Origin of the sequence: Enterococcus sp. DIV0682, from assembly GCF_051712685.1 — a bacterium.
Classification (GTDB): domain Bacteria; phylum Bacillota; class Bacilli; order Lactobacillales; family Enterococcaceae; genus Enterococcus; species Enterococcus faecalis.
Genome location: NZ_JBIOPK010000001.1, coordinates 1,669,811 through 1,694,403, shown reverse-complemented (window position 1 = coordinate 1,694,403; position 24,593 = coordinate 1,669,811). Strand labels below are relative to the sequence as shown.

At 38.4% G+C, this 24,593-nt stretch carries 25 protein-coding genes and 1 riboswitch; of the genes, 23 read left to right on the top strand and 2 right to left on the bottom strand.

Annotation, left to right across the window (positions count from 1 at the left end):
* The first annotated feature begins 14 nt into the window (after positions 1–14).
* The 22 genes from IGK96_RS08080 (at position 15) to IGK96_RS07975 (ending at position 19,444) form a co-directional block, all read left to right on the top strand.
* Entirely contained in the window at positions 15–770 is a 756-nt protein-coding gene (locus IGK96_RS08080; protein WP_016617897.1) for a DnaD domain protein, read from the top strand.
* Positions 771–788: 18 nt separating this feature from the next.
* Positions 789–1,631, top strand: coding sequence for an ATP-binding protein (locus tag IGK96_RS08075; protein WP_085443146.1), 843 nt, complete (start codon positions 789–791; stop codon positions 1,629–1,631).
* Positions 1,632–1,697: 66 nt separating this feature from the next.
* Complete coding sequence (locus IGK96_RS08070) at positions 1,698–2,096, top strand: hypothetical protein (RefSeq protein ID WP_016617899.1); 399 nt, start codon at positions 1,698–1,700, stop codon at positions 2,094–2,096.
* A 13-nt stretch (positions 2,097–2,109) separates the two neighbouring features.
* Positions 2,110–2,517, top strand: a complete 408-nt coding sequence (locus IGK96_RS08065; protein ID WP_002360491.1) for a RinA family phage transcriptional activator — start codon at positions 2,110–2,112, stop codon at positions 2,515–2,517.
* A 221-nt stretch (positions 2,518–2,738) separates the two neighbouring features.
* Positions 2,739–3,155 (top strand): hypothetical protein, encoded by a 417-nt coding sequence (locus tag IGK96_RS08060; protein WP_002382237.1) that lies wholly within the window; start codon positions 2,739–2,741, stop codon positions 3,153–3,155.
* A gap of 12 nt (positions 3,156–3,167) precedes the next feature.
* Positions 3,168–3,680, top strand: a complete 513-nt coding sequence (locus tag IGK96_RS08055; protein WP_002381948.1) for a phage major tail protein, TP901-1 family — start codon at positions 3,168–3,170, stop codon at positions 3,678–3,680.
* A 33-nt stretch (positions 3,681–3,713) separates the two neighbouring features.
* Positions 3,714–4,073 (top strand): tail assembly chaperone, encoded by a 360-nt coding sequence (locus tag IGK96_RS08050; protein ID WP_002357848.1) that lies wholly within the window; start codon positions 3,714–3,716, stop codon positions 4,071–4,073.
* A 17-nt stretch (positions 4,074–4,090) separates the two neighbouring features.
* The gene (locus tag IGK96_RS08045) at positions 4,091–4,459 is read left to right on the top strand and encodes a hypothetical protein (protein WP_002361692.1); all 369 of its coding nucleotides are present in this window, start codon (positions 4,091–4,093) and stop codon (positions 4,457–4,459) included.
* Positions 4,449–7,382, top strand: a complete 2,934-nt coding sequence (locus IGK96_RS08040; protein WP_104846653.1) for a phage tail protein — start codon at positions 4,449–4,451, stop codon at positions 7,380–7,382. The genes IGK96_RS08045 and IGK96_RS08040 overlap by 11 nt, the downstream gene beginning before the upstream one ends.
* Before the next feature lies 1 nt (position 7,383).
* Entirely contained in the window at positions 7,384–8,310 is a 927-nt protein-coding gene (locus IGK96_RS08035; protein WP_002365553.1) for a distal tail protein Dit, read from the top strand.
* 12 nt (positions 8,311–8,322) lie between these two features.
* Positions 8,323–9,780 carry a phage tail protein gene (locus IGK96_RS08030; RefSeq protein ID WP_438756034.1) on the top strand — a complete coding sequence of 486 codons (1,458 nt, stop codon included), beginning with the start codon at positions 8,323–8,325 and terminating at the stop codon, positions 9,778–9,780.
* 32 nt (positions 9,781–9,812) lie between these two features.
* Positions 9,813–11,582 carry a hypothetical protein gene (locus IGK96_RS08025; RefSeq protein ID WP_113851229.1) on the top strand — a complete coding sequence of 590 codons (1,770 nt, stop codon included), beginning with the start codon at positions 9,813–9,815 and terminating at the stop codon, positions 11,580–11,582.
* Between the two features lie 23 nt (positions 11,583–11,605).
* Positions 11,606–12,001, top strand: a complete 396-nt coding sequence (locus IGK96_RS08020; protein ID WP_002357842.1) for a phage holin family protein — start codon at positions 11,606–11,608, stop codon at positions 11,999–12,001.
* Positions 12,002–12,119: 118 nt separating this feature from the next.
* Positions 12,120–13,244 (top strand): SH3 domain-containing protein, encoded by a 1,125-nt coding sequence (locus tag IGK96_RS08015; protein WP_016617903.1) that lies wholly within the window; start codon positions 12,120–12,122, stop codon positions 13,242–13,244.
* A 155-nt stretch (positions 13,245–13,399) separates the two neighbouring features.
* Positions 13,400–14,320 carry a tRNA pseudouridine(55) synthase TruB gene (truB, locus tag IGK96_RS08010; RefSeq protein ID WP_438756031.1) on the top strand — a complete coding sequence of 307 codons (921 nt, stop codon included), beginning with the start codon at positions 13,400–13,402 and terminating at the stop codon, positions 14,318–14,320.
* 25 nt (positions 14,321–14,345) lie between these two features.
* Entirely contained in the window at positions 14,346–15,296 is a 951-nt protein-coding gene (ribF, locus tag IGK96_RS08005; RefSeq protein ID WP_002363808.1) for a riboflavin biosynthesis protein RibF, read from the top strand.
* Positions 15,296–15,892 carry a GNAT family N-acetyltransferase gene (locus tag IGK96_RS08000; protein ID WP_438756029.1) on the top strand — a complete coding sequence of 199 codons (597 nt, stop codon included), beginning with the start codon at positions 15,296–15,298 and terminating at the stop codon, positions 15,890–15,892. The genes ribF and IGK96_RS08000 overlap by 1 nt, the downstream gene beginning before the upstream one ends.
* Before the next feature lie 149 nt (positions 15,893–16,041).
* Positions 16,042–16,365 (top strand): PadR family transcriptional regulator, encoded by a 324-nt coding sequence (locus tag IGK96_RS07995; RefSeq protein ID WP_002357837.1) that lies wholly within the window; start codon positions 16,042–16,044, stop codon positions 16,363–16,365.
* 3 nt (positions 16,366–16,368) lie between these two features.
* Positions 16,369–16,710, top strand: coding sequence for a DUF1048 domain-containing protein (locus IGK96_RS07990; RefSeq protein WP_002361700.1), 342 nt, complete (start codon positions 16,369–16,371; stop codon positions 16,708–16,710).
* 25 nt (positions 16,711–16,735) lie between these two features.
* Complete coding sequence (locus IGK96_RS07985) at positions 16,736–16,996, top strand: DUF2087 domain-containing protein (protein WP_002360471.1); 261 nt, start codon at positions 16,736–16,738, stop codon at positions 16,994–16,996.
* 158 nt (positions 16,997–17,154) lie between these two features.
* The gene (locus IGK96_RS07980; protein WP_071646673.1) at positions 17,155–18,330 is read left to right on the top strand and encodes an FtsW/RodA/SpoVE family cell cycle protein; all 1,176 of its coding nucleotides are present in this window, start codon (positions 17,155–17,157) and stop codon (positions 18,328–18,330) included.
* The gene (locus IGK96_RS07975) at positions 18,296–19,444 is read left to right on the top strand and encodes an FtsW/RodA/SpoVE family cell cycle protein (RefSeq protein WP_002357833.1); all 1,149 of its coding nucleotides are present in this window, start codon (positions 18,296–18,298) and stop codon (positions 19,442–19,444) included. The genes IGK96_RS07980 and IGK96_RS07975 overlap by 35 nt, the downstream gene beginning before the upstream one ends.
* Before the next feature lie 61 nt (positions 19,445–19,505).
* On the opposite strand, the gene IGK96_RS07970 is transcribed toward IGK96_RS07975, so the two are convergent.
* On the bottom strand, positions 19,506–20,393 hold the full coding sequence (locus IGK96_RS07970; RefSeq protein ID WP_002357832.1) for a LysR family transcriptional regulator: 888 nt from the start codon (positions 20,391–20,393) through the stop codon (positions 19,506–19,508).
* Between the two features lie 23 nt (positions 20,394–20,416).
* Complete coding sequence (locus IGK96_RS07965; RefSeq protein WP_002382245.1) at positions 20,417–21,292, bottom strand: LysR family transcriptional regulator; 876 nt, start codon at positions 21,290–21,292, stop codon at positions 20,417–20,419.
* A gap of 252 nt (positions 21,293–21,544) precedes the next feature.
* Positions 21,545–21,715: riboswitch (M-box (ykoK) riboswitch) on the top strand.
* A 114-nt stretch (positions 21,716–21,829) separates the two neighbouring features.
* On the opposite strand from IGK96_RS07965, the gene mgtA reads away from it, so the two are divergent.
* Positions 21,830–24,490 (top strand): magnesium-translocating P-type ATPase, encoded by a 2,661-nt coding sequence (gene mgtA / locus IGK96_RS07960; protein ID WP_002363817.1) that lies wholly within the window; start codon positions 21,830–21,832, stop codon positions 24,488–24,490.
* The last annotated feature ends 103 nt before the right edge of the window (positions 24,491–24,593 follow it).

Below are 24,593 nucleotides of genomic sequence, written 5' to 3'. Positions count from 1 at the left end.
TGGCAGAACGACGCATGTTTGCAAAAACGATTATTGATAGTGATGCGTTTTTAGATATGCCCTTATCAAGTCAGGCCCTGTATTTTCATTTAGCGATGCGTGCCGATGATGATGGATTTATCAATAATCCCAAAAAATTGCAGCGAATGGTTGGTTGTGGGGAAGACGATCTAAAATTGCTAATGGTTAAAAAATTTATTCTAGTATTTGAAAGTGGTGTGATCGTTATCAAACATTGGAAAATTCATAATTATATTCGCAGTGATCGTTACAAACCAACCTTGTATCAAGAAGAGAAAAATCAGATTGTTGAAAAAAATAGCAAAGCTTATACGTTTAAAGCAGAATCGTCTGTCAGTGGTCAACCAGCTGACTACCAACGGTTACCACAGGAAAGCATAGTCCAGTCTAAGTTAGGTCAGAGTCAAGGTAGTAGTTCAGAAAACGATTGTTTAAAGACGATTTATCATTTTTATGAGGAAAACGGCTTTGGTACACTGGCCTCAAAAACAAGCCAAGATTTTAAGTATTGGTTGCAAGATTTTATACAAAAAGGGGCTAGCCAAGAGGAAGCATGCCAATTAATCTTGCATGCTTTAGGAATTGCCGTCGATCGAAATAAACGGAATTACGGCTATGTAAATGCTATTTTGAAAAGTTGGGAGCAACAAAATTATTTATCCGTACATGAAGTTCTAGTAAATGATAAAAAACAAGTGTCGGAGCACGCGCCGCAAATGACAGAAGAATATCAAGAGTTAGGTTTTTAAAGAAAGGAGGAAATCAGTATGCATGCGACAGATCAAACTTTTCAAATACTATTGAGTCAATTGTTAGAAAAAGTTGAAGACCGATGTCCTGAATGTGGCAGTGAACAATATGTTTGGCAACAAAAAAATAAAGATGGCACAGAACGTTGTGCCCCAACTTGTTGGTCGTGTGGGTATAAAATGCTAAAAAAACATGAACACGAAGCCACTCAGCAACGTTCTCAAGAGAGTTTTATGGCGCGTACACAAAAATTTTTTCATCAAGGGTCCTTAATTGCTGATGATGCGCTACGGCAATGTCGCTTAACCAATTACCAAACCACTGAATTAGAAACAAGACAAGCAAAAGAACGGGCCTTAGCAACAGTTTCAGCGATTGTTGAAGGAAAGCCAATCCACGTTATTTTTTCAGGGAAACCTGGTGTCGGTAAAAGTCATTTGGCTATCAGTATTTTAGTTGAAGTCTTAGAACGCTCTGCATATCAAAAGTATTGTTTATTTGTCAGCTACTCTGAGTTATTAGAAAAACTAAAAATGTCCATGAATGAATCGGCCAAAAGCCAAGCAAAGGCTCAAGCGTATATTACTAGAATGAAAAAAGCAGACGTTTTGGTCTTAGATGATTTAGGTGCTGAATTAGGAATTAAAAATAAAGTTAGTACGGATTTTAACAATGACATCTTAAACCGAATTTTAGAAGCTAGACAGAATAAAGCAACTATTTTTACTACTAATTTTTCTGGAAAACAACTGGTGGAGGCCTATGGAACACGCATTATTTCTCGTCTAATGAAGCACGCCAGTGGCTATGTTTTCCAATATAAAGACACAACAGACAAACGAATGAGGAGTGTGAAATAAATATGTTAACAATTATTATTGGGTTTATCTTTTGGACAATGACACTAATGTTAGGTTATCTAATTGGTGAAAGAGAAGGCCGTAAACATGAGTAATTTAACAAAACGTAAAAAAGATTTATTTGAAATGAAAAGCGTTGTATTTAAAGATATTTCAAAGCAACAAAGCGAAAAAGCACAAAAAAGAAAACGACTCGTACAACTAATGAATCAATATCCCGATTGGGCAAGTCAAAAAAATAAACTTATTATGCAGGAAATTCAAGAATTAGGACAAGCAATCGGTAATTGGTCGATGGATCAATCAAGACCCATCCAATCCATCAAGGCCGCATCGTTTACAAAAAGCGAGTATCTCTATTTAATTTGGCTCGGTTATTCAGATGAAGCGATTCGTCACGGCTTAGACATGTCGAAAGAGTGTTATTTTATTTATCGATTAACACTTTTAAATGAACAAAAGTAAAGGAGATTAACCAATGCGTACGTCAACATTTAATTATATCAAAGATATTTTAGCAGACTTTTATAAAACAGATGAGTATATCCGGCAACGGGAAGAAGAATTACGGCACCCTTATCAAGAAGCAGATTTAAATGCTGGTATTAGAGGACAAGGACTTCACTCTGTAGTGACCGAACGAATGGCGATTACGATAGCTATGGATCGTCGTCTGTGGAACTTAGAGAGAAATCGAGACATTATCAAAAATTGTTTAGCTGAAGCGGATGAACAAACGCGCGTGATTATTGAAGAACTATATATGAAAAAACGGCCCTCTTTAACATTAATTGGACTTGCCCAGCAATTATTTATTAGTAAAAGCCAAGCCTATAAATTAAGAAATCATTTCTTTGAAGCGGTGGCGGATGAACTAGGGATGTAAACATGGAAAAAGCGTGGAATTTTTTCAGGTGTCAACATGGTAAATTAATAGTGTCGAAAGAGATAGATAAACGTGAGGCAACCAAAAAAATGAAGACACGGAATTCTATAATTTTGACTGCTTTCTTGTGTCAGCTATGAAGGAGCAGAAAATGCCGGCTACTTTCAAAATCCTTCATTTTGACTAGAAGAGAGCCAATTTGTTAACCAATCCTGAATTTTTTGAATGGAAAGGTGGCGCTAAAAATGAATGAAGCGGAACAAGAGTTATATGAAGCCCTTGTTGCAATCTGCCAGACGTCAGGATTTTTGTTGCTAGAGGAACTGCCGACAGATTTACCAGATCAGCCATTTGTTTACTTAGGTGATAGTAAAGAATTACCTAAGCCAACTAAATCAGCTATTTTGGGAGAGATTGAATTAATAATGCATGTTTATGGTGCGTTATCTGAACGACAACAAATTTCTACAATTAAAGGAACGATTTTACGGCAGGCAACTAGTAACTTAAAACGAACGGCTCATTTTAATTGGGGTATCAAACATCAAGAAGTCAAAGCACAAATGGTAAAAGATACCAAACAAATGAAAAAAACAATTTGGCATGCTGTACTACCATTACACATGCAATTTTACTAGGAGGAATTATCAATGGGAGAAGTTATGCAAGGAAAAGACCGTATTTTATTAGTTCGTCGCTTGGATGAAGCAGCGACAAAGAAAGCAATGAAACCCTTATTTCAAATTGAACATGAATGGGAATTCTCACGTGAATCGAGCGGTACGCAAACAAAAGATGGCGTTGCGAATGCTGTTTCTGGTTTAGAAGTTACGTTATCGTTAAGCGGTTTAGCCTCTCGCGATGATGAAAATTTATACATGAAAGACGCAGTTGAAGATGGCATCTTAATGGAATTTTGGGATGTTGATTTAAAAGGTGAAAAAAATGCGGAAGGTAAATATCCAGCAATTTATGCCCAAGGTTATGTAAATTCATGGAGTTTACCAGCCAATGTAGAAGAATTAGTAGAAATCGAAACAGAAGCCTCTATTAATGGCAAACCACAAGATGGCTTTGCAACAGTAGAAGCAGATATTATTGCGGAAGCACAATATGCGTTCCAAGATACCGTTCCAGATAAAGCACCACAACCTGGCGCATAATCAAAAAAGTGTTGAATTTTAGGAGGATAAAAAATGAATTTAGAGATTAACGGAAAAACAATTGAAGTGAAATTTACGATTGGCGCGATTCGCGAATTAGATAAACGTTACCAAATTGAAAATGGCGCTGCCAAATTCGGCATGGGCATCAGTTCAGCAATGATTTATTTACGCCAATACAATCCAGTAATCTTAGTTGACATCATGGAAGCTTTACAAAGTGGGCAATTAAAAATAGGTAAGTCGGAAATTGAAGCATGGTTAATGACCCAAGATGTCAAAAAACTTTCAGATGACTTGCTTAAAGAAATGGGAAAGCAACCTCTTACAAAACCAATGATCGATCAGTTCAGCAAAGAAGCGAAGAAAGCAGAAGCGCAAGCGACCAACTAATTAAAACGAGCGATGACGTGTATCACGACATCGCTCTTTCTGCTTTTCGCTACTTAGGCTGTCGCTCATTTGAAGAAGTGGATCGGATGACCATGTCTGAATTTGAATTACGAATGATTGCTTTTAATTTAGCAGAAGTAGATGAAGAGCGGAAAAGGCACGAGCTTGCCTACTTAAATGTTAAAGCGCAAGCGACAAACAAAAAAGGAAAACCCGTTTTTGAAAGCTTTAAAAGTTTTTATGATTATGAAAAACGAGTTGCTGAAGTTCTGGCAGCTAACCAGCCACAACGAACAAAATTAAATGAGCGGAAAAAAACGCAACTTGCCACTGTGGCAGAGCGTCTACGCCGCTATCGAGAAGGGAGGAGAGTAGATGGAGAATGACAAAGAAAAAACGCCGTTATCGGAGGCAAAGAAAAGCCTTGCAGGCGTCCAACAAGCATTAAAAAGTATGAGCGGTGAGTATGCCTTATTAAGTGGATATTTAGGGAAAATTAGTGCGGGTGTCAATCAGTCAGCCACGGTCATGAACACATTTAAAACCGTCATGCAACAATCTGGAGAAACAGTGAAAAAAACAGGAGACGAAACAGCAAAGGCAGCAGATCAAATGAACACAGCGTTAACAGATTCTGCTGAACAAGCCGGTGAAGCAGCTAAAAAAGCGGGGAAAGAAACCTCTGATGGCTTTACTAATGCACAAAATAATATGCTGAGCTTTGGGACGGCCATGACTAGTGCCGTTTCCTTACCTATGCTGAACATTTTAAAAACAGCTATGGGCGTCGGTGCTGGGGTCAGTGGCGAATTTCAAGGAATGCAAGGACTGATTATGGCCAGTGCAGGAGGGATTTCTGATTCATTGCAAGGCGAGTTGCAAGGGGCATTGACTCAGATGAATCAATCATTTGAAGCGGCGGCACAAGTGATTCAAAGCGTGATGGCTCCAGGAATGGAAATTTTGGTTCAAGTGGTTATCACAGTCGTCAAAGGCATTACAGCTTTGGTGAATTTATTTATCAAATTACCAAAACCCGTCCAAGTTTTTATTGTTGCCATTATGGGTATTTTAGCCGCCATTGGGCCCATGCTGATTATGGTAACGATGGCTCAGCAAAAATTTCAACAGTTTAGTGCTGGTTTGGCTCTTGTACAAGGAAACATTGGGAAGTTAGGTGGTGGCTTATCAAAACTAAGTGCTAGTTTTAGTGCCTTAAGTGGAGGACCATTAATTTTAATTGTAGCAGCCGTTTTAGCAGCGGTAGCAGCGTTTATTTATTTCTATAAAACCAATGAAACATTTAGAAATAGTATCAATAGCTTAGCTAGTGCCATTCAAGGAGCTGTTTCAGCGGCGTTTGGCCAATTGGTAGGACTGCTACAACAGATCCAGCCGGCCTTTCAGCAAGTAATGGCAGTTTTTAAACAATTTTTTGCAGTAGGCTTAGAGAAAATGGCGACTATTTTTTCAACAATTGGTCGTGTGCTAGCAGGCGTTTTTGCCAGCGGTTTGCAATTAGGTAGTAACTTATTAGGGCAATTTGGTGGCACCTTTGACAAAGCTGGTTTAGCGGTTGGTCTTTTGGTAAAAGTTCTGACAAAAGTTGCACTGGCTGCATTAGGAATTTCTGGGCCGTTTGGTCTAATTATTTCCTTGATTGTTTCATTCGTGACGGCCTGGATGAAAACCGGTGATTTGAGTGCGGGTGGTATTACCCAAGTCTTTGATAATTTAGGTAACACGATTACATCGGTTACAACAATGCTTGCGGCTAATCTACCGAAAGTTATACAACTTTTTACAACCGTCTTAACCAGTATTCTCGGGAAAATAACAGAAGCTATTCCAAGCATCGTCACCGCGTTATCTAGTTTAATTACGTTAATTGTTGGTGCGATCGTTGCCAATTTGCCCGTTTTAATTGAAGCGGCAACACAAATTATTACTACGTTGGTTCAGGGGATTACAACAGTCTTACCAATGTTGATAGAAGTTGGTTTGAGCTTATTAATGACTTTAGTTAATGCGATTGTCACCGCCTTGCCAACAATTACAACTGCAGCGATTAACATCATCACTACATTAGTGACAGCTTTTGTCACAGCGTTACCAATGCTAGTTACAGCAGGTGTTTCAATTATCACAGCCTTAGTCAATGCATTTGTTACTATGTTACCGTTGATTTTGACTGCTGGTTTACAAATTTTGATGGCATTAATCACTGGGATTATGACGATTTTACCTCAGTTAATTCAATCAGCGCTGACGATTATTCTAGCGTTAGTGACTGCGTTGGTAGGTGCCTTGCCACAGATTATCAGCGCAGGTGTCAAATTGTTAATGGCGTTAATTCAAGGAATTATTTCGATTTTACCAACCTTAGTTGCGGCAGCTATTACCTTAATTTTGACATTGGTAAATGCCTTAATTGGTGCCTTACCACAAATCATCAGCGCAGGTGTCAAATTGCTAATGGCCTTGATCCAAGGGATTATTTCAATTTTACCGCAACTGGTTACTGCAGCAATTACGCTAATTACCGCTTTAATGGGTGCGTTAATCAATGCGTTGCCACAGTTATTAAGTGCTGGGATTCAACTGATTCAAGCCTTAATTAATGGTGTACTCAGTCTATTGGGTGCCTTGCTGTCCGCAGCAGGAACATTAATCTCACAAATGATCACGAAGATTGGTTCTTATTTTGGTCAACTGTTAGCTTCGGGCGGACAGTTAGTTGAAAATATCAAAAATGGGGTTACCAATGCAGCCGATCAGGTAAAAAATGCCATTGGTTCTGTAATTGAAGGTGCTTGGCAAGCAATCCAAGGTTGGTTTTCAAAATTCACCGATGCCGGTGCGAATATTGTCGGCATGATTGCTGATGGAATTACAGGCGCAATAGGAAAAGCCAAAGAAGCAATCGATGGGGTCGTCAGTAAAATTCGTAACTTTTTACCATTTTCACCAGCAAAAGAAGGTCCCTTATCTGATTTGCATAAATTGAATTTCGGCGGCACAATTGCCACGGGGATTTATGCAGGCGAAACAGCCGTTAGTAGAGCAATGGCTTCTATTTTAGATTTACCGCTGTTAAATGATTTTGCCTTGGACTTAGCTGGTCGAGGAAACTTCACGGCAACGATTGACCATCGTTTAGAAAATGATGCATACAATCGACCATTATTTGTGACAGTAGAGTCAACGTTAGATGGAAAAGTTGTCGCAGCTACTACGGCGCCTTATTTAGCAACAGAGTTACAACGACAACAAGTGAAACAAAATAACCGCTTAGGAAGGAGAGTATAACATGTATAAATTTGTTGATACCAATCAAGCAACTCATTCAACGCCTCTTCCTTCAGAAGCGTTGAATTTTAACGGCCAATTTTTAGAAAAAGTCATCCCTGGCTATCAAACATTATCAGTTTCAGGACGAGAATTAGTTCCAAGCGAAATTGAAAGCTATCAATTAGGGATTCGTGATGGTAAACGTCACGTTTATGCGCGAATTCCAGAACGAGAATTAACAGTCAAATATCGGCTTTCAGCTGTGAATAATGAAGCGTTTCGAGATGCATTTAATCATTTAAATGTTGCTTTGTTTACGGAAAAAGACGTTTCTATTTGGTTTAACGATGAACCGGAAATGCTGTGGTTTGGCAGTAAGTCTTCAGTGAGTGATGTACCCGAAGGTGTTAACCAAGTAACAGGCACCTTTACTTTATTGCTTTCTGATCCGTATAAATACACACGGAGTGATGCGACTAGTGTGATGTGGGGTTCGCCAACCATTACATTTCAAGCGAATTACTTAATGGGGAATACAGGCTCAGGTGCAGTTGATTTTCCAATTTTAATTGAAGGTGGAGCCTATTGGGGATCAACCATGATTACCTTTCAAAATCGGGCCTACACGATGGGGGATTTAGGCAAAGAAGTTCGGCCAATTGAAATTTATCCTACGGTCGAAGGCTTAAAAGTCAAACCGACCATTATTTTAACAGGAACCGGACGTGGTGTTTGGATTAAAACACGGAACGATACAATTAACTTAGGAGACTTTGATCGTTCGGAAATTATCATTGATACTGAAAATTTTTATCTGACAAAAAATGGTGCACCGATGATTCGACCAATGAACGATTTTTATCTATATCCTAATGAACCGCTGTATATTCAAGCCAAAGATAGCGACTTCCGCTTGACGATTCGCTATCCTAACCGATTTGTGTAGGAGGGTGATTAAATGTTAATGGCGCTGGATTTGAAAAGAACATATACGGCAATTTTGGATAATGCCTATCAAGTCAGTTATGAAAAAATAGAGAACAAAATTGGCAGTTTAGATTTTACCATGCCACTAGATGATCCTAAAAATGAATTTATTGCAGAAATGCAATGGGTGGAACTGACCGACAATGAGAATGAATATATTGGTTTATATCGCGTGATGCCAACCACAATTAAGAAAGATGCGAACAATAATCAAATTCACTACTCTGCCACAGAAGCATTATGTACCTTAGGTGATACTGTCCTTTTTGGTTGTCACGAAATTAAAAACAAAACAACGAAAGAGGCCATTCAATTTCTATTGAATAAACAAAAAACAAAGCATTGGGTCCTAAAAAAATGTGATTTTTCAAGGAAATTAACCTATAAATGGGAGAATGAAAACGGGCTAGTCGAGCCTTTATTTAGCATCCCAGCCGATTTCGAAGAGGAATATCTTTGGCAATGGAATACAGAGGTCTATCCTTTTGAACTTTCATTAGTCAAACCACCAACAGAACCAGTTGCGCGAATTCAAGAAGGTTACAATATGCAAGGATTCGAAATAGAACGTAATCCCAAGATGCTAATCAATCGGATTTATCCATTAGGTTCAGGCGAAGGTGTTAACAAAGTCAATATTCGCTCGGTCAATCAAGGGGTTCCGTATTTAGAGAACAAGGCCGCAATTGACCGCTATGGTTTATTGGAGTCAATTTGGGTGGAACAGCGTTTTTCTGATCCCAAGGCATTAAAGGAAAATGCTTTGCGAATGTTAGAAGAATGGACCAAGCCACAAGTTTCTTGGGTAGTGACTGCAGCTGATTTAATTAAATTAACAGATCAACCTTTAGCAATCGATCGTTTGCGGTTGGGCACGGTTATCATGATTAATACGAATGAGTTTGGGAGTGTCAACCTTCGTATCAAAAAAGAAAGTAAAAAAGATGTCTTTGGTGCCCCCCAAGACATTCAGCTAGAGTTGGGAAATCTGCAAGAAACAATTCATAGTACCATGACAGCTTTCAGTCGGAAACAAGAGATTAGCGAAACTTACGCACAAGGGGCGACGACACTTTTAAATCGTTCAATACAAGGAGAACTTAGCAAGACACAGCCAGTGGAGCTGAATTTATACTTTGACGAGGACATTCTTTATATAAACACCGCAGAATTAACGTTCAAGGTAACTGCTAAAGGACCTTCGCATTCTGTAACGAACATTGATTTGGTAGTGGATGGCAAAAAATTACCCCAACTATCATTGCAACAACAACGGCTAAACATTTTGAGTTATTTACGAAAAACAACAGATGGAAAAATCGAACGCGGCAATCACACGCTTCAATTTTTCTCTCATCAGCCACTATGGTTGGATGCTTCGGTCATCTGTCGTGTGTATATTCAATCCCAATTGGGTGGCCAGTTTTAATAAAATAATGAAAACTAGAGGAGTGTGACGAAATGTCAGTAGAACATATTGAAGAATTAGATACCCTGAATCAAGGTCGCCTTAAAATCAATGCAATCTTGGATCAGTCGAATGCATCAGCTGAGAAAGTAGATGCTTACCAAGTCCAGTTAACGAATGGAATTTCTGAAGCGAAAAACATCGCAGATGAAGCTGGCAAAGAAGCCGTACAAATTGCCACCGATGCAGGCAATCAAGCAAATGAAACAGCCAACCAAGCGATGAACAATGCCAAAACAGCAATTACGATTGCAGGAAATGCAGTTTCAACGGCAAATAATAATAAACAAGAATTTGATACTTTACGAAATGATTTCGATCAATTAGTAGCAGAAGCAGGTGATAGTAATCCAGAAATTGTCCAAGCACGCACAGATACGCAAGGCATCAAACAAGCTACTCTAGCGAATCGTCTTCAAATTGATTTGAATGACCGCATGACAAAAGCAGACGGCATTTCTTTATTGGCTAAGCCAACCACTGTCAAATTGAAGTTAGACTTTAACGGTAAAACGGCCGGCAATACAGCCACCAATGCAAACAGTTATTCCACTGATTTTACGGCTAAAATTCTTAAGAAGCCAACAGACGTTTGGGAGGAAGTTTCCCAAGCGGACTACAATAAAATGGCCAGCCGTGATGATGAGGGTGTGAAAACAGGTTCCACCCAAAGTGGTTTAATTCCGCAACAATTAGCGGCCTTCAATCTCGTTGAAGCCGCTAAAAAATTAATTCCACAAATGTTTGAAACAGTCACAACTGACGAGGCGGTGGCATTTATTCGCCAGAACGTTCAATTTTTTACGATTAATCAACGTGTGAAAGCCGCTGCGCCCAATAATCAAACGATTAAAATCGCTGCGTATTTACCAACTACGGATAATTGGGTAACTCAAATCCAAGAATCAGCAAAAGAGTTCGGCGATTTTTCAATTCAAATCAATGATCAGAATTTTATCACAGATGAAGGGTTCATTTATTTAATGAGCTATACAGATTCATCAAATGGGGTAACGCCAGCCAGCGTAGAAGTTGATTACGTGGGGCTTCATATTGGTCTGTCTGTTGATGCCCAAGCGGTTTTAGCGAAGAGTGGTTTTGTTCAAGCAGAGCAACTCAATACCCATGTGGAAAATCAGGATAATCCGCACCAAGTAACCGCTGAACAAGTGGGGCTAGGCAATGTAGAAAATTATGGCTTCGCATCAGACAGCGAAGCAGTCGCGGGAACTTTAACGAGTAAATATATGCACCCGAAAAACGTTGCGGAAGCGATTAAAGGTCAAGCTGTGACACAAACAGGTGATCAAGAGATTGCTGGGGTGAAGAATTTTGTGACTATGCCAACCGTCAATGGTGCGCCTTTGGAATCCTCTAAAATGGCCATTTATGAAGCTAGCGGAGTCGGTGAAGTCGAGGCAAAATATCAGGCGGCCTTTAATAAAGACAATATGAAATTTGTATTAATTAGGGTAGGAAATCGTGTCGATGCATTTGTAAGATGTAATTTGAGTGATCCAACGAAATTGAATAACCACATGCCTAAAGTATTTAACATACCAACTGGGTACAAAATGTCCTCAAAAATAAGTGCTAGTGTCTGGAATATTCCACTCTCAGTTGCACCTTACGTTTTTCCGTATCCTAATTGTAATGCACTATATGAAATCGGAAATCAAGGGATAATTTTTGCCTCAAGCAGAGCCGGAAATGTTTACCTACAAGGAAGTTGGTATACGGACGATCCGTTTCCAACAAAATAACAAGCTAGTTTAGGAGACTTTTTATGGAACGTTATCTCAACACAATAACAATGCTTTTAAGCATTTTCGGTGGGATTGTCGTACGTTTATTAGGTGGATTAGATCAATTGTTGGATGTCTTCCTCTTTTTAATTATTGTCGATTTCATCACAGGTTGGATTAAGGCAATCGCCACAAAAGAATTGTCCAGTCGGATTGGTATGCTCGGAATTGCGAAAAAAGTGACGATGTTATTTGTGGTTGCCGTAGCGGTTCGTGTTGAAAAAGTTGTGGGAAACAATTTGCCAATTCGGGAAATGGTTCTGATTTTTTACATTGCGAACGAAGGACTTTCTTTTTTTGAAAACATTGCGACCTTTATTCCTATGCCGAAAAAGTTAAAAGAGTTATTTATTCAGTTAAAAAATAAAGATGATTAAGTAGAAGTGGTCGGGACAAACGTAGAACTTTCGGCTGATTGCCGAAGAAATTACTTCTGTCCCGCCATTTATCTGCAGGTTTAAGCCGTGAAAGGGAAGTTATTTTGACTTTCCTTTCATGGCTTTTTTTAGAAAGGAGTATGCTATGTTTAAAAAATTAATGATTCAACTTGCTTTAGTGATTGGCTTAAGTTTAACGATTCCGATGACGGCTTGCGCTTACACCATCGAAGCGGATCCAATCAACTTTACTTATTTTCCAGGCTCTGCAAGCAATGAATTAATTGTTTTACATGAATCAGGAAACGAGCGGAACCTAGGACCACACAGTTTAGACAATGAAGTGGCCTATATGAAACGAAATTGGTCAAATGCTTATGTCTCATATTTTGTCGGATCTGGTGGACGAGTGAAACAATTAGCTCCTGCTGGTCAAATTCAATATGGCGCAGGTTCTTTAGCTAATCAAAAAGCCTATGCGCAAATCGAATTGGCTCGAACGAATAATGCGGCGACGTTTAAAAAAGATTATGCTGCCTATGTTAATTTGGCCCGTGATTTGGCTCAGAACATTGGTGCTGATTTTTCGCTGGACGATGGAACAGGTTATGGCATAGTCACTCATGATTGGATTACAAAAAATTGGTGGGGAGATCATACAGATCCTTATGGTTATTTAGCGCGTTGGGGGATTAGTAAAGCGCAGTTGGCACAAGATTTACAAACGGGCGTTTCTGAAACAGGTGAGACTGTCATTGTTCAGCCAGGTAAACCTAATGCACCAAAATATCAAGTAGGACAAGCAATTCGTTTCACTTCAATCTATACAACACCAGATGCTTTAATCAATGAACATCTATCAGCAGAGGCACTTTGGACACAGGTAGGAACAATTACAGCGAAATTACCAGACCGACAAAACCTTTACCGTATTGAAAATAGCGGACATTTGTTAGGTTATGTGAACGACGGCGACATTGCTGAACTTTGGCGCCCGCAAACGAAGAAATCATTTCTAATTGGTGTGGACGAAGGCATTGTTTTAAGAGCAGGACAACCTAGTTTGTCAGCACCTATTTATGGTATCTGGCCCAAAAATACTCGCTTTTATTACGATGCGTTTTATATTGCAGATGGGTATGTTTTTATTGGTGGAACAGATACGACAGGCGCGAGAATTTATTTGCCAATCGGACCAAACGATGGCAACGCACAGAATACATGGGGATCATTTACTAGCTAAAAAAAAAGCCACAAACTCTGCTTTTATCAGAGTTTGTGGCTTTTTTTGCATTTAGCAGAGATTTTGCCAAAGGGAATAAGCAATGGAGACTGCGAAGCTAGGTACTTTTATGCTATAATGACAAAGTTAGTATTATCGGAACTGGAGGAACTATAATGGACGGCATTTTACCGTTATGGAAGGAACGTGGCATGACAAGTCATGACTGCGTATTTAAATTGAGAAAAATTTTACATACCAAAAAAATTGGTCATGGTGGTACGCTAGATCCGGATGTCGAAGGGGTCTTACCCATCTGCGTTGGCAAAGGAACGAAAGTGATCGAATACATGGTAGATTCTGGCAAAACCTATGAAGGTGAAATTACACTTGGATTTGCTACGACAACCGAAGATGTTAGTGGTGAAATTGTTGAAAAAAAACCAGTTACAACACCTCTGCCAACTGAACAAATTGATCAAGCAATGGCCGAAATGACAGGTGAAATCACACAAATCCCACCGATGTTTTCTGCGGTGAAAGTCAATGGTAAACGTTTATATGAATATGCGCGGAATGGGGAAGAAGTTGAACGGCCCCAACGAAAAGCAATGATTTATTCATTTGAACGCACTAGTGAACCAATTTTTAATGAATCCGCTCAAACACAAAGTTGGCGGTTTAAAGTGGTCTGTGGCAAAGGAACCTATGTGCGGACACTATCCGTGGATACTGGCAAAAAATTAGGCTATCCTGCCCATATGTCGGATTTAACGAGAACGGCAAGTGGCGGTTTGCAAGCTGCGCAATGCTTAACGTTAGAAGAAGTAGCCAAACAAATGGCTGCTGAAACAATCGATCAATGCCTGTTGCCCATTGAGACAGCAGTAGAACAATTCCCACGAATTGATTTATCAGATGAATTGTATCAAAAAGTAAAAAATGGCATGCGTTTGCACAAAAGAGAACTAGGAATAAAGGCAATGCCAGAATCCTTAGTTGCCTTATTTTACCAAAATCAAGTGGTTAGTTTATACATGCCACACCCAACGCATGATAAATTATTGAAACCAAGTAAAGTTCTACGGAACAATTAAATAAAAAAGAAGGAAGTTTTTGCACATGCAAGTTATTCAACTACATCATCCCTATGAACCCAATCAAATTCCTAATGAAGAAGTCGTGATGGTCCTAGGCTTTTTTGACGGTGTTCACAAAGGCCACCAAAAAGTAATTGAAACAGGCAAAAAGATTGCTGAGGAAAAAGGCTTGAAGTTAGCTGTGATGACCTTCAACCAACACCCATCAATCGTTTTTCAAAAAGTTTTACCAGAAAATATGAAATATTTAACTAGCTTGGAACAAAAAGAACGCCTAATGGCCAACTTGGGCGTTGATATTTTATATATTGTCGAATTTACTTCAGCGTTTGCTCAATTAAAACCGCAAGATTTTGTCGATCAGTATATCGTTAATTTAAATAGTGCAGTAGCAGTCTCTGGGTTTGATTATACGTATGGTCCTAAAGAAATCGCTGGAGTCAAACAGTTACCAACTTATGCGCAAGGCCGTTTTGAAGTGGTGACAGTACCAAAAGAAGAAATGACTGGTGCCAAAATTAGCTCAACAAGAATTCGCGAAAAAATGGAAGCCGGCGAAATGGAGGAGGTCACGGAGTTGTTAGGATATATTTATGAAACAGAAGGAACAGTTGTCCATGGCGATGCTCGTGGCCGTTTATTGGGTTTCCCGACCGCTAATGTCAAAGTGAAAAGCACCGTGCGCTTACCAAGAATTGGCGTCTATGCTGTGCAAATCGAAGTTGGTGGCAAATGGTATGTCGGCATGGGCTCAATTGGTCATAATGACACCTTTGGAGAAGGACGCGATCTAACCGTGGAAGTCTATATTTTGGACTTCCATCAAGACATCTATGGTGAGCAAGTGGTGGTTCGTTGGAATCATTATTTACGTGACCAAGTGAAATTCAATGGGGCTGAAGCCTTGATCGACCAATTAAAACAAGATGAACGAGATACGGCTGACTATTTCCAACAATCTGAGGATAAATAATGAAGATTCGTCAAGAAAAACCTGCAGAGTATCAAGCTGTAGAACGTTTAACGTATCAAGCGTTTAAGGGATTAAACTTGACCGAAAACTGGCGTCCCACAGAGCATTTTATCGTGCATTTATTAAGAGAAAGTGCCGACTTTATTCCGGAGTTGTCCTTAGTTTCAGAAACTGATCAAGGAAAATTAACGGGTCATATTATGTCTTCAAAAGCCAAACTACGATTACCTGATCATACAGAAAAGGCTGTTTTGACCGTTGGGCCGCTAAGTGTCCATCCAGAAGCACAGAACACGGGCGTATGCTCAGCGTTAATTAAGCATTCTGTGCAGAAGGCCAAAGAATTAGGCATCGGCGGATTGATTATCCTGGGCCATCCAACTTACTATACGAAGTTCGGTTTTGTTCCAGCGACTACTTTTCAGATTACGTTACCGGAAAAAGAAACATCAGAAGCATTATTGGCTTTGGAATTACTGCCAGGTTATTTTGGCACAAGTGGTGGGGAGTGGCATTTTTCAACATGCTTTGCTTATCCAGAAACACACCTTGTAGAATTAGAAGCCTTTGAAGCAGAACTCGGAATAAATGAATAAAGAATAATAAGACACGACAACCACTAGTTAAGTACTGGTAGTTGTCGTGTCTTTACTACTTTTTACTACAAAGTAGTTGACAGAACCGGTACTCAGTATTATTATGTAGTGGTACATAGTAATAAAGAGTAGTTCAGGGAGGAAAAGCAGTGAAGCAGACAGAGTTGCTAAAAGGCATTTTAGAAGGTTTAGTTTTAGCCATCATCCAAAGGAAAGAAACATATGGTTATGAAATTACAAAAATTTTAAATGACCAAGGGTTTACTGAAATTGTTGAAGGAACCGTTTATACGATTTTACTGCGTTTAGAAAAAAATCAATGGGTTATAGCTGAAAAAAAGCCTTCAGAAAAAGGGCCAATGCGGAAGTTCTATCGCTTAACCTCATCAGGAGAAGCAGAACTCGCTGATTTTTGGCAGCGGTGGACGTTGCTTTCAAAACAAGTAAACAAGATGAAAAAAATGGAGGGATAGAGCATGTCAGATTTTAAAGCGTTGATCAAAAAAGTTGTTGGGGATAAAAAAGAGTACAAAGAATATAAACGACGTATTGCAGCATTACCAGCAGAGTATCGACAAGTATTTCAAGAAATTGAAAAATATGCATGGCATTTTTCAGATCATAGCGGAGCCAATATGTTCAATGCGTTGACTGATTTACTTGATTTGTTTGAAGAAGGAGCTGCTAACGGAACACCTATCAAAAATATTACGGGAGAAAAAGTAGGCGATTTTGCTGAAACAATTGTCAATGAAGTCGCTGGCAAATGGACTGATAAACAGAAAGAAAAACTGAATCATCAATTTTCTAAACAATAGTCAAAACAAAAAAAGGAGAATAAACATGGTTGAAAATTTCTTTAAAGAAGGAAAGTTGCTGGTTATTCCCAAGAAAAATGCGAAAAAAGTCCAAGTGTTTCAACGTGTGGCCAACCAATTTGAATTTGGGAAAGAATATACGGAAAAAGAAGTCAATCAGCGACTTAGAGAAATCTATGAAGATTATGCACTTTTGAGACGGTATTTAGTAGATTATCAGTATTTAGAAAGAGATAAGTTTGGAAAAATTTATCAGAAATGTGAGCAACACACAAAAATTATATAAATGGCTTTTTTTAAAAGTAGCGAAACTAGGTGAAATGAACCAAGTCTAGCTACTTTTTGTTATGTAAGCTTAGTAATAGTTCTATAAAAAACTCTCTATTTGTTTTCTAACTCAGACTGGTAAGATTGATTTAATTAGAAAAAGATAGAGGTGAGAGAATGAATCTACGTACTTTAGGTCTAACAAAAATTCTTTTGATCTTTATTATATTAAGTATTATTGGCGCGTTAATGATTTATAGCGCCAGTAGCTATGACTTGTTGATGCAAGGCGTGAAGCCCACTGCTGTGTTTATTAAACAAGGCATTATTATGTGTCTCAGCTGGGTGCTAATGTTCGTGATCTACAAAGTTCGACTAGAAGTGTTATTTAATAAGAAAATTGCGATTGGACTGCTTTTAGTTTCGGTACTATTACTGCTAATGGTTCGACTACCTTTTTTTGGTGTAGCAGCGAATGGCGCACAACGTTGGATTTCTCTCTTTGGAATCCAATTTCAGCCATCAGAACTTTGTAATTTTGCGATTATTTATTACTTGAGCTGTTATTTAGGTGAAAAAGAAAATGGCTTGACAACGAAGCAGTTAAGGAAACAATGGCTGTTTGTTTTGGTCGTTGCATTTTTAGTTTTGATTCAACCCAAAGTTGGCGGGGCTATTCTTATTTTAGTTATTGGCAGTGTCTTGATTTTCTCAGCAAGTATTCATGCAAAATTTAGTGTAATTGCTGCGGGGATTGTCGTTGCTAGCGCGGCGCTTCTTTCTAAAATAATTATTTTTCTAGGCGATCACCAGTACTTACCACATTTTTTTGCGCATGTGTATGACCGCTTAGTTGTTTTGAAAAATCCGTTTTTATCCTTTCATGATCGCGGATTTCAGCCTTCAATGGCCTATTTAGCAATGTATAACGGTGGGTTTTGGGGCACTGGATTAGCCAATGGTATGGTAAAAAAAGGTGGCTTGCCAGAAGGTCAAACCGATTTTATTTTTGCGGTGATTGTGGAAGAACTTGGTTTGATTGGCGGCTTACTATTGCTATTTCTTTTGTTATTTTTAGCGGCCTCGATTTTGCGGAGTAGTTGTGTAATAAAGAATCATTGTTACGGCTTGTTTTTGTTAGGGGTCGGGACCTTGATTTTAGCTCAAACGGCGATTAACATTGGTGGCGTTTTGGGTTTGATTCCAATGACGGGAATTCCTTTACCGTTTGTTAGTTACGGTGGGACAAGTTATTTAATCTTTTCAGTGGCATTAGGAATCGTCATTAAAATTATTGCAAACGAAAGGCGGCAGTTAAATGGTCAATACAAAAAAATTCAACTTACATCTTAATTATGATTTATTATTGCCCATTTTTTTACTCACACTTTTATCTTCTGGTGTGCAATATTGGATTGCCGTTAATGAAGGAAAAGACGGAACTGTGCCAGCATTAAAACAACTCTTCTTTATTTTTGTTGGCTATGCAGGCATGTTTTTAGCTAGTCGGCTGTCACAGAAGTTTATTTGGAAAGTAGCTCCTTTTTTCTATGGGTTTTCATTAATCTTAATGAGTGCTTTGTATTTTTCCTATGACAAAGGAATGTATTTATTGACGGGCACAAAGCGCTGGTTAGATTTAGGGTTTATTAAATTTCAGCCATCAGAAATTGCGAAAATTGCGTTTATTTTAATGTTGGCAAAAATTATTGTCCAACACGAGCAACAAGACTGGTCCGATAAATGGCGTTCAGACAAGCAACTTCTAAAAAAAATCGTTGCGGTTAGTGTCCCTGTTTTTTTCTTGATGGCGGTACAAAAAGATTTTGGGACATCCCTTGTTTTCGTAACGATTATCCTATCTCTTTTAGTTATTTCAGGAATTGATCGCAAAATTTTAATCATTATTTTCAGCGCTTTAGCAACGTTAGGCGTGGTCTTGATTCTGTTAGTCTTTACAGAGTGGGGGCACAAAGTACTCTTCTTTTTACATTTTAAACAATATCAATTGGATCGAATTTTAGCATGGATTCATCCCTATGATTATGTCGATAAAATCTCCTATCAACAAGTACAAGGTTTATTGGCAATTGGTTCGGGTGGTTTATTTGGCAAGGGTGTGCATGGGATTGAAGTGTATGTCCCTGTTCGTGAGTCTGATATGGTTTTTACTTTTATCGGGGAAGCCTGGGGCTTTGTGGGCAGTGCCACCGTTGTTTTTCTCTATTTTTACTTGTTTTATCAAGTTTTAGTAGCTGGCTTGCGGAGCAATTCGCGTTTTTGTATGTACATCTGTGTCGCCCTCATTTTTTCGCTGGTTTTTCAAACGGTGGAGAATATCGGTGCGGTGATTGGACTGTTGCCGTTAAAAGGTATTCCGCTTCCGTTTTTAAGTCAAGGAGGCACTTCGTTAGTGATGGCTATCACTTCTTTAGGATTTGTCAAAGGAAGAGAAGCCGCTACCTGAAAACACAAATAAAAACCAAGACTGGAACTCGCTTGCCGACAAGCTCTAGTCTTGGTTTTTACTATTGAAATTGTTTTTGGCATTCAGCCAAAAGTTGTTGAAGTTGTCGACTCATGTAACGTTCTTTTAAATAATAAACTGCCATGTTTCGTTTAGGTAGTTCTTGGTAAGTCAGTGTATGGATCGAATTGTCTAAAAGTTGAATATTTGTGTATTCGGGGACAATAGCGAAACTATCGGAATGAGACACCAAGTGAGTAATAAGTGAAAGAGTATCCACTTGAATGACTTTCTCTGGAGAAAAATTAGAAAACGTAGTATCTAGCCAATTGGTTAATTTGTTTTGCTCGGAAAATTCGGTATTTAAACGGACGAAGGGGTACATTGTTAGTTCTTTTAAAATTTCTTCCGTCGTGGCTTTGGCCAAAGCTGGATGATCGTTTCTTAAAATGAATTGATAATTTGCTGTAAATAAATCAATTTTACCAATATGTTCAGGTAATGGTAAGTCAGCAAAGGAAATACCAAAATCTGCATCCATTGTTTCCAAGGATTGAAGAATATTTTCTGTAATAATAGTATGGACTTGTAAGTTGGATGAACGATCCGTTAATGTTGTCATTAGTAAGTCATTCAATTTATATTCTAAATCACAGAGATAAGTGGCTACATAAATATGGTTGGAAGAATGATTAATTTCTTTTAGCTCTTCTTCAATTGAGACCAACTCATTGGTGATGCGCCAACAATATTTTTCTAAAATTAATCCAGCTGGTGTTAAGGTGGTAGTTTGACCTTGGCGATTAAAAAGTTCCGCGCCTAACGTTGCTTCAAGAATTTTTATTTGCTTACTTAGGGCAGCTTGAGAAATTGCTAAATTTTCGGCTGCTTTAGTAAATTGTTTCACTTTGCATAACTCTAAAAAATAATGTAAACGAAATAGTTCCATGGGAATTCCTCCTTTTTCTATTCCTAGAATAAATAACGTAATTGTTCGAATAAATAACGGTGTGCTTCACAATGTCCGTGATGATTATTCTGAACTAAATAGATGGCTCGTTCTGGACTATCTTCCAGAGGAATACCAACTAAGTTACGTCTGTTTAGTTCATCAGTGAGTGAATAGGGAAGGATGCTACAGGCTTTTTCTCGTTGGACCATGTCTAAGACTAAATGAAGAGAAGGGAGTTCGATGACGATTTGCCGATTTTCCCAATTGATTTTACGTTCCCAACGTTTAAACACTTTTTTTTCATATACTTGATCGGAATATGCAGCAAAAGGTAAAGAACGAATTTCGTCAATCGTTACGCTATCGGCATGGGCTAAAGGATGATTTTTATTGACACAAAGGAGATAGCTTTCTGTATAAATTAATTCTTTCTCTAATGGAATCGAGGTATCCAAAAATATCCCAATCCCAATGTCAATTAAATCTGTTTCCAAGGCTGTTTCAAGATCGTAATAATACTTAAAATCAATACTTACATACGGATAGGATTGATTAAATAACAACAAGACTTCTCCAAATGCTTTATCTATATCAATTAAGTTTGTTCCAATCCGAATGGTCGTTGTCGATCCTTGGGTCACTAATTCATTAATCTCTTCTTGCGCTTCCTTAATGAGTGCAAAAATCATCTCTGTTCGCTTGGCGACGACTTCGCCTGCTGGAGAAAGCCGACAATGTTTCTTGTCTCTTAAAATTAATGAAGCACCTAATTCACGTTCCAACTCCTTGAGCTGGGTACTTAAATAAGGTTGACTCGTATGGAGCTTTTGAGAAGCTAAAGTAAAACTCGCATACTTTGAAACTGCCATAAAATATTCTAGTTGTTGTAATTTCATTTTCCTCACCGCCGTTTCTTTAACTATACAAAAAATAGCAGAAGAAAAGCTTCTCGACAAGGCTATCTGACGGTCTTTAGATTAATTTAACCAGTTATGATTCTATGAATAAATACGAATCATACCAGAAAACCATAGTAAATAAGCGGATTATTTTTCTTTTTGTTACTGAATGGACAAAAAGTTATCTGCTAAAAACTTTTTCTATATCGTTATTTTTTCAAGGAAGAATTATACTTGCTGTTGTAATTAAATAAGATTTGTTAGGTGAGGCTCCTATACAAACATAGGCTACTGCCCAAAAATGTCGAGAGACGCCAATGGGTAGAACAGGAACTGTCGAATGAAGGCTTTTCTTAAGGTAGCTAAAAGCAATCGCTTTTTACGTTGTATAGTGCTAAAGCTCAACGATAAGAACGATTATTCTTTGACACGTTGAGTTTTTCAGCGTGTCTTTTTTTGTGGAAAGGGTGAGGAAAATGGAAGATGAACCGATCGTCAATTCAAGTCAACAACAGATAAATGAGGTGAAAGAAAATGGAAAAGAAAATGCGTCACTTGGGCCATGACTATAGTTACAAAAAGTTTGCCCATTCAGAAGTAGAAAAAGTTTTACAACGTTTCGGCTCAACTTGGGATGGCATTAAACACCAAGATATTGAGGAATTACAAGAACGTTATGGCCGCAATAAAATTATGAATGAAAAAAAAGCTTCACGGCTGCGACTTTTTATAAAATCGTATATCACGCCGTTTACTTTGGTGTTACTAGCACTAGCCACGATTTCCTTTTTTACAGAATATGTCTATGCTGCGCCAGAGGAAAAAGATGTGACTGGCGTGTTAATTATGTTAGCGATGGTCATCTTAAGCGGCACGATGAGTTTTGTACAATCAGTCAAATCAAGCAATGCAGTTGAAAAATTACAAAATATGATTAAAGTTACAGCGACAGTCATTCGTGACAAGAAGCAAATGGAAATTCCTATTGAGGAAGTTGTGTGTGGCGACTTAGTCCAACTATCCGCTGGCGATATGATTCCAGCCGATTTACGTTTAATCCAATCTAAGGACTTATTTGTTTCCCAATCATCCTTGACTGGAGAGAGTTTTCCCATTGAAAAACACGCGACTCATCAAAAAGATAGTGATCAAATTGATACAGAATACGACAATCTTTTGTTTTTAGGAACAAATGTAATTAGTGGCACTGGTTTGGGCATTGTCATTAAAGTTGGTAATCAAACTTTATTCGGAAGGATGGCTTCTGATAACGGAGAAGAGCAGCAGCAGACGAGTTTTGAAACAGGAATTAATAAAACAACGTGGGTGCTGATTCGCTTTATGTTGGTCATTACGCCAACTGTTTTTCTAATTAATGGGTTAACAAAAGGCGATTGGGTGGAAGCATTAATGTTCGCGATTGCCACAGCTGTCGGCTTGACACCAGAAATGTTACCTATGATTGTAACAACCAATTTAGTCAAAGGTTCTCGAGAAATGGCTAAAGAAGGCACGATTATGAAAAATGTCAATGCCATTCAAAATTTTGGCGGGATGGATGTACTTTGTACGGATAAAACAGGTACCTTAACACAAGATAAAGTAATTTTAGAATACCACTATAATATTGGTTGCCAAGAAGATCAAAAAGTCTTGGATTTAGCATTTCTAAACAGTTATTTTCAAACAGGTTTGCGTAATTTAATGGATAACGCCGTTATTCAAGCGGCGACACAAGAAAGTGATATACAATCAGATGATTTTTATAAAGTAGATGAAATTCCTTTCGATTTCAATCGACGTCGAATGAGTGTGATTATCAAAGAGTTTAAAACGCGAGAAACACGTCTAATTACCAAAGGGGCGGTTGAAGAAATGCTCTTGGTCTGCACACAGGTACTTTTAAATGGCGAAATTGTGCCCTTAACAGAGACGCTGCGTCAAAAAATTACCAAAGACGTTGAAGCTTTAAATCGAGATGGTTTGCGCGTTCTAGCAATTGCCGATAAAAAAGTCGAAGCGGCTGAATGGGAGTATACAACTAAAGATGAATCAGAGTTGATTTTACAAGGTTATCTTGCCTTCTTGGATCCGCCAAAAGAAACAGCAGCGGCAGCTATTCACGCCTTGCATCAACATAATGTAGCTGTGAAAGTATTAACGGGGGATAATCAGTATGTGACGCATTCTGTTTGTAAAGAAGTTGGTCTGGCTGGCGAAAAAATTATTACAGGAAATGAACTTCAACAATTAAACCAAGAAGAATTAAGAAAAACCGTTCAAGCGTATAATATTTTCGCCAAAATTACGCCTGACCAAAAAGTTCGTATTGTAAATGCGTTAACTGAAAATGGTCAAACTGTTGGCTTTTTAGGTGATGGAATAAATGATGCTGGAGCAATGCGCGCTGCTGATGTGGGAATCTCTGTTGATACAGCTGTCGATGTAGCGAAAGAATCAGCGGATGTAATTTTATTGAGAAAAGATTTAATGGTTTTGGAAAAAGGAATTTTATCTGGACGGCGCGTGTTTACGAACACGATGAAGTACGTCAAATTAACAGCAAGTTCTAATTTTGGCAATGTGTTTTCCGTGATCCCAGCAAGTATCTTTTTACCATTTTTACCGATTGCTCCGATTCAATCGCTATTATTAAATCTAATTTACGATACTTCGTGTATGTCAGTTCCTTGGGACAAAGTAGATGAAGAATACGTAGAAAAACCAAAAAAATGGGAACCAAAATCAATTGGTAATTTTATGCGTTGGTTTGGCCCAACGAGTTCTATTTTTGATATTGTTACCTATTTATTTATGTATTTCATTGTGTGTCCGGCTATCCTAGGTGGCTCATTCTTTGAATTAAATGGAGCAGATCAATTGCTCTTTATCGGTATTTTCCATGCAGGGTGGTTCATTGAGTCCTTATGGTCCCAAATGCTCGTCTTGCATTTCCTACGAACAGAAAAAATGCCTTTCCTTCAAAGTAGTGCTTCTGGAATTATGACGTTAGTCACTACAGCAGGGATTGTTCTCGGAACTGTTTTACCCTTTACCGCTTTCGGTGCAGAACTAGGATTTGTCGGTTTATCACCAAGCTATTTCTTGTATTTAATCCCGACAATTGTTGCTTATTTAGCACTGGTTGCGTTCATTAAAGTTTTATACGTCAAACGTTACGGTCAATTACTGTAACTGATTTGTACTATTATATATAGAAAAATTTTTTTACTTTTCTTTCAAGGTTGAGGAGGTGTCGGTTTTTATGACAGCTCCTCGTTGTTGTTTTAAGTGACTG

Excerpts from the sequence above, each read along its gene's own strand:
- IGK96_RS07965 (WP_002382245.1), bottom strand. The coding sequence starts at position 21,292 with ATGAAATTACAACAACTAGAATATTTTATGGCAGTTTCAAAGTATGCG.
- IGK96_RS08065 (WP_002360491.1), top strand. The coding sequence starts at position 2,110 with ATGCGTACGTCAACATTTAATTATATCAAAGATATTTTAGCAGACTTT.
- mgtA (WP_002363817.1), top strand. The coding sequence starts at position 21,830 with ATGGAAAAGAAAATGCGTCACTTGGGCCATGACTATAGTTACAAAAAG.
- IGK96_RS08015 (WP_016617903.1), top strand. The coding sequence starts at position 12,120 with ATGGCTTTTTTTAGAAAGGAGTATGCTATGTTTAAAAAATTAATGATT.
- IGK96_RS08030 (WP_438756034.1), top strand. The coding sequence starts at position 8,323 with ATGTTAATGGCGCTGGATTTGAAAAGAACATATACGGCAATTTTGGAT.
- IGK96_RS08055 (WP_002381948.1), top strand. The coding sequence starts at position 3,168 with ATGGGAGAAGTTATGCAAGGAAAAGACCGTATTTTATTAGTTCGTCGC.
- IGK96_RS08075 (WP_085443146.1), top strand. The coding sequence starts at position 789 with ATGCATGCGACAGATCAAACTTTTCAAATACTATTGAGTCAATTGTTA.
- IGK96_RS08050 (WP_002357848.1), top strand. The coding sequence starts at position 3,714 with ATGAATTTAGAGATTAACGGAAAAACAATTGAAGTGAAATTTACGATT.
- IGK96_RS07970 (WP_002357832.1), bottom strand. The coding sequence starts at position 20,393 with ATGGAACTATTTCGTTTACATTATTTTTTAGAGTTATGCAAAGTGAAA.
- IGK96_RS08080 (WP_016617897.1), top strand. The coding sequence starts at position 15 with ATGTTTGCAAAAACGATTATTGATAGTGATGCGTTTTTAGATATGCCC.
- IGK96_RS08000 (WP_438756029.1), top strand. The coding sequence starts at position 15,296 with ATGAAGATTCGTCAAGAAAAACCTGCAGAGTATCAAGCTGTAGAACGT.
- truB (WP_438756031.1), top strand. The coding sequence starts at position 13,400 with ATGGACGGCATTTTACCGTTATGGAAGGAACGTGGCATGACAAGTCAT.
- ribF (WP_002363808.1), top strand. The coding sequence starts at position 14,346 with ATGCAAGTTATTCAACTACATCATCCCTATGAACCCAATCAAATTCCT.
- IGK96_RS07980 (WP_071646673.1), top strand. The coding sequence starts at position 17,155 with ATGAATCTACGTACTTTAGGTCTAACAAAAATTCTTTTGATCTTTATT.
- IGK96_RS08020 (WP_002357842.1), top strand. The coding sequence starts at position 11,606 with ATGGAACGTTATCTCAACACAATAACAATGCTTTTAAGCATTTTCGGT.
- IGK96_RS08035 (WP_002365553.1), top strand. The coding sequence starts at position 7,384 with ATGTATAAATTTGTTGATACCAATCAAGCAACTCATTCAACGCCTCTT.
- IGK96_RS07990 (WP_002361700.1), top strand. The coding sequence starts at position 16,369 with ATGTCAGATTTTAAAGCGTTGATCAAAAAAGTTGTTGGGGATAAAAAA.
- IGK96_RS08040 (WP_104846653.1), top strand. The coding sequence starts at position 4,449 with ATGGAGAATGACAAAGAAAAAACGCCGTTATCGGAGGCAAAGAAAAGC.
- IGK96_RS07985 (WP_002360471.1), top strand. The coding sequence starts at position 16,736 with ATGGTTGAAAATTTCTTTAAAGAAGGAAAGTTGCTGGTTATTCCCAAG.
- IGK96_RS07975 (WP_002357833.1), top strand. The coding sequence starts at position 18,296 with ATGGTCAATACAAAAAAATTCAACTTACATCTTAATTATGATTTATTA.
- IGK96_RS08025 (WP_113851229.1), top strand. The coding sequence starts at position 9,813 with ATGTCAGTAGAACATATTGAAGAATTAGATACCCTGAATCAAGGTCGC.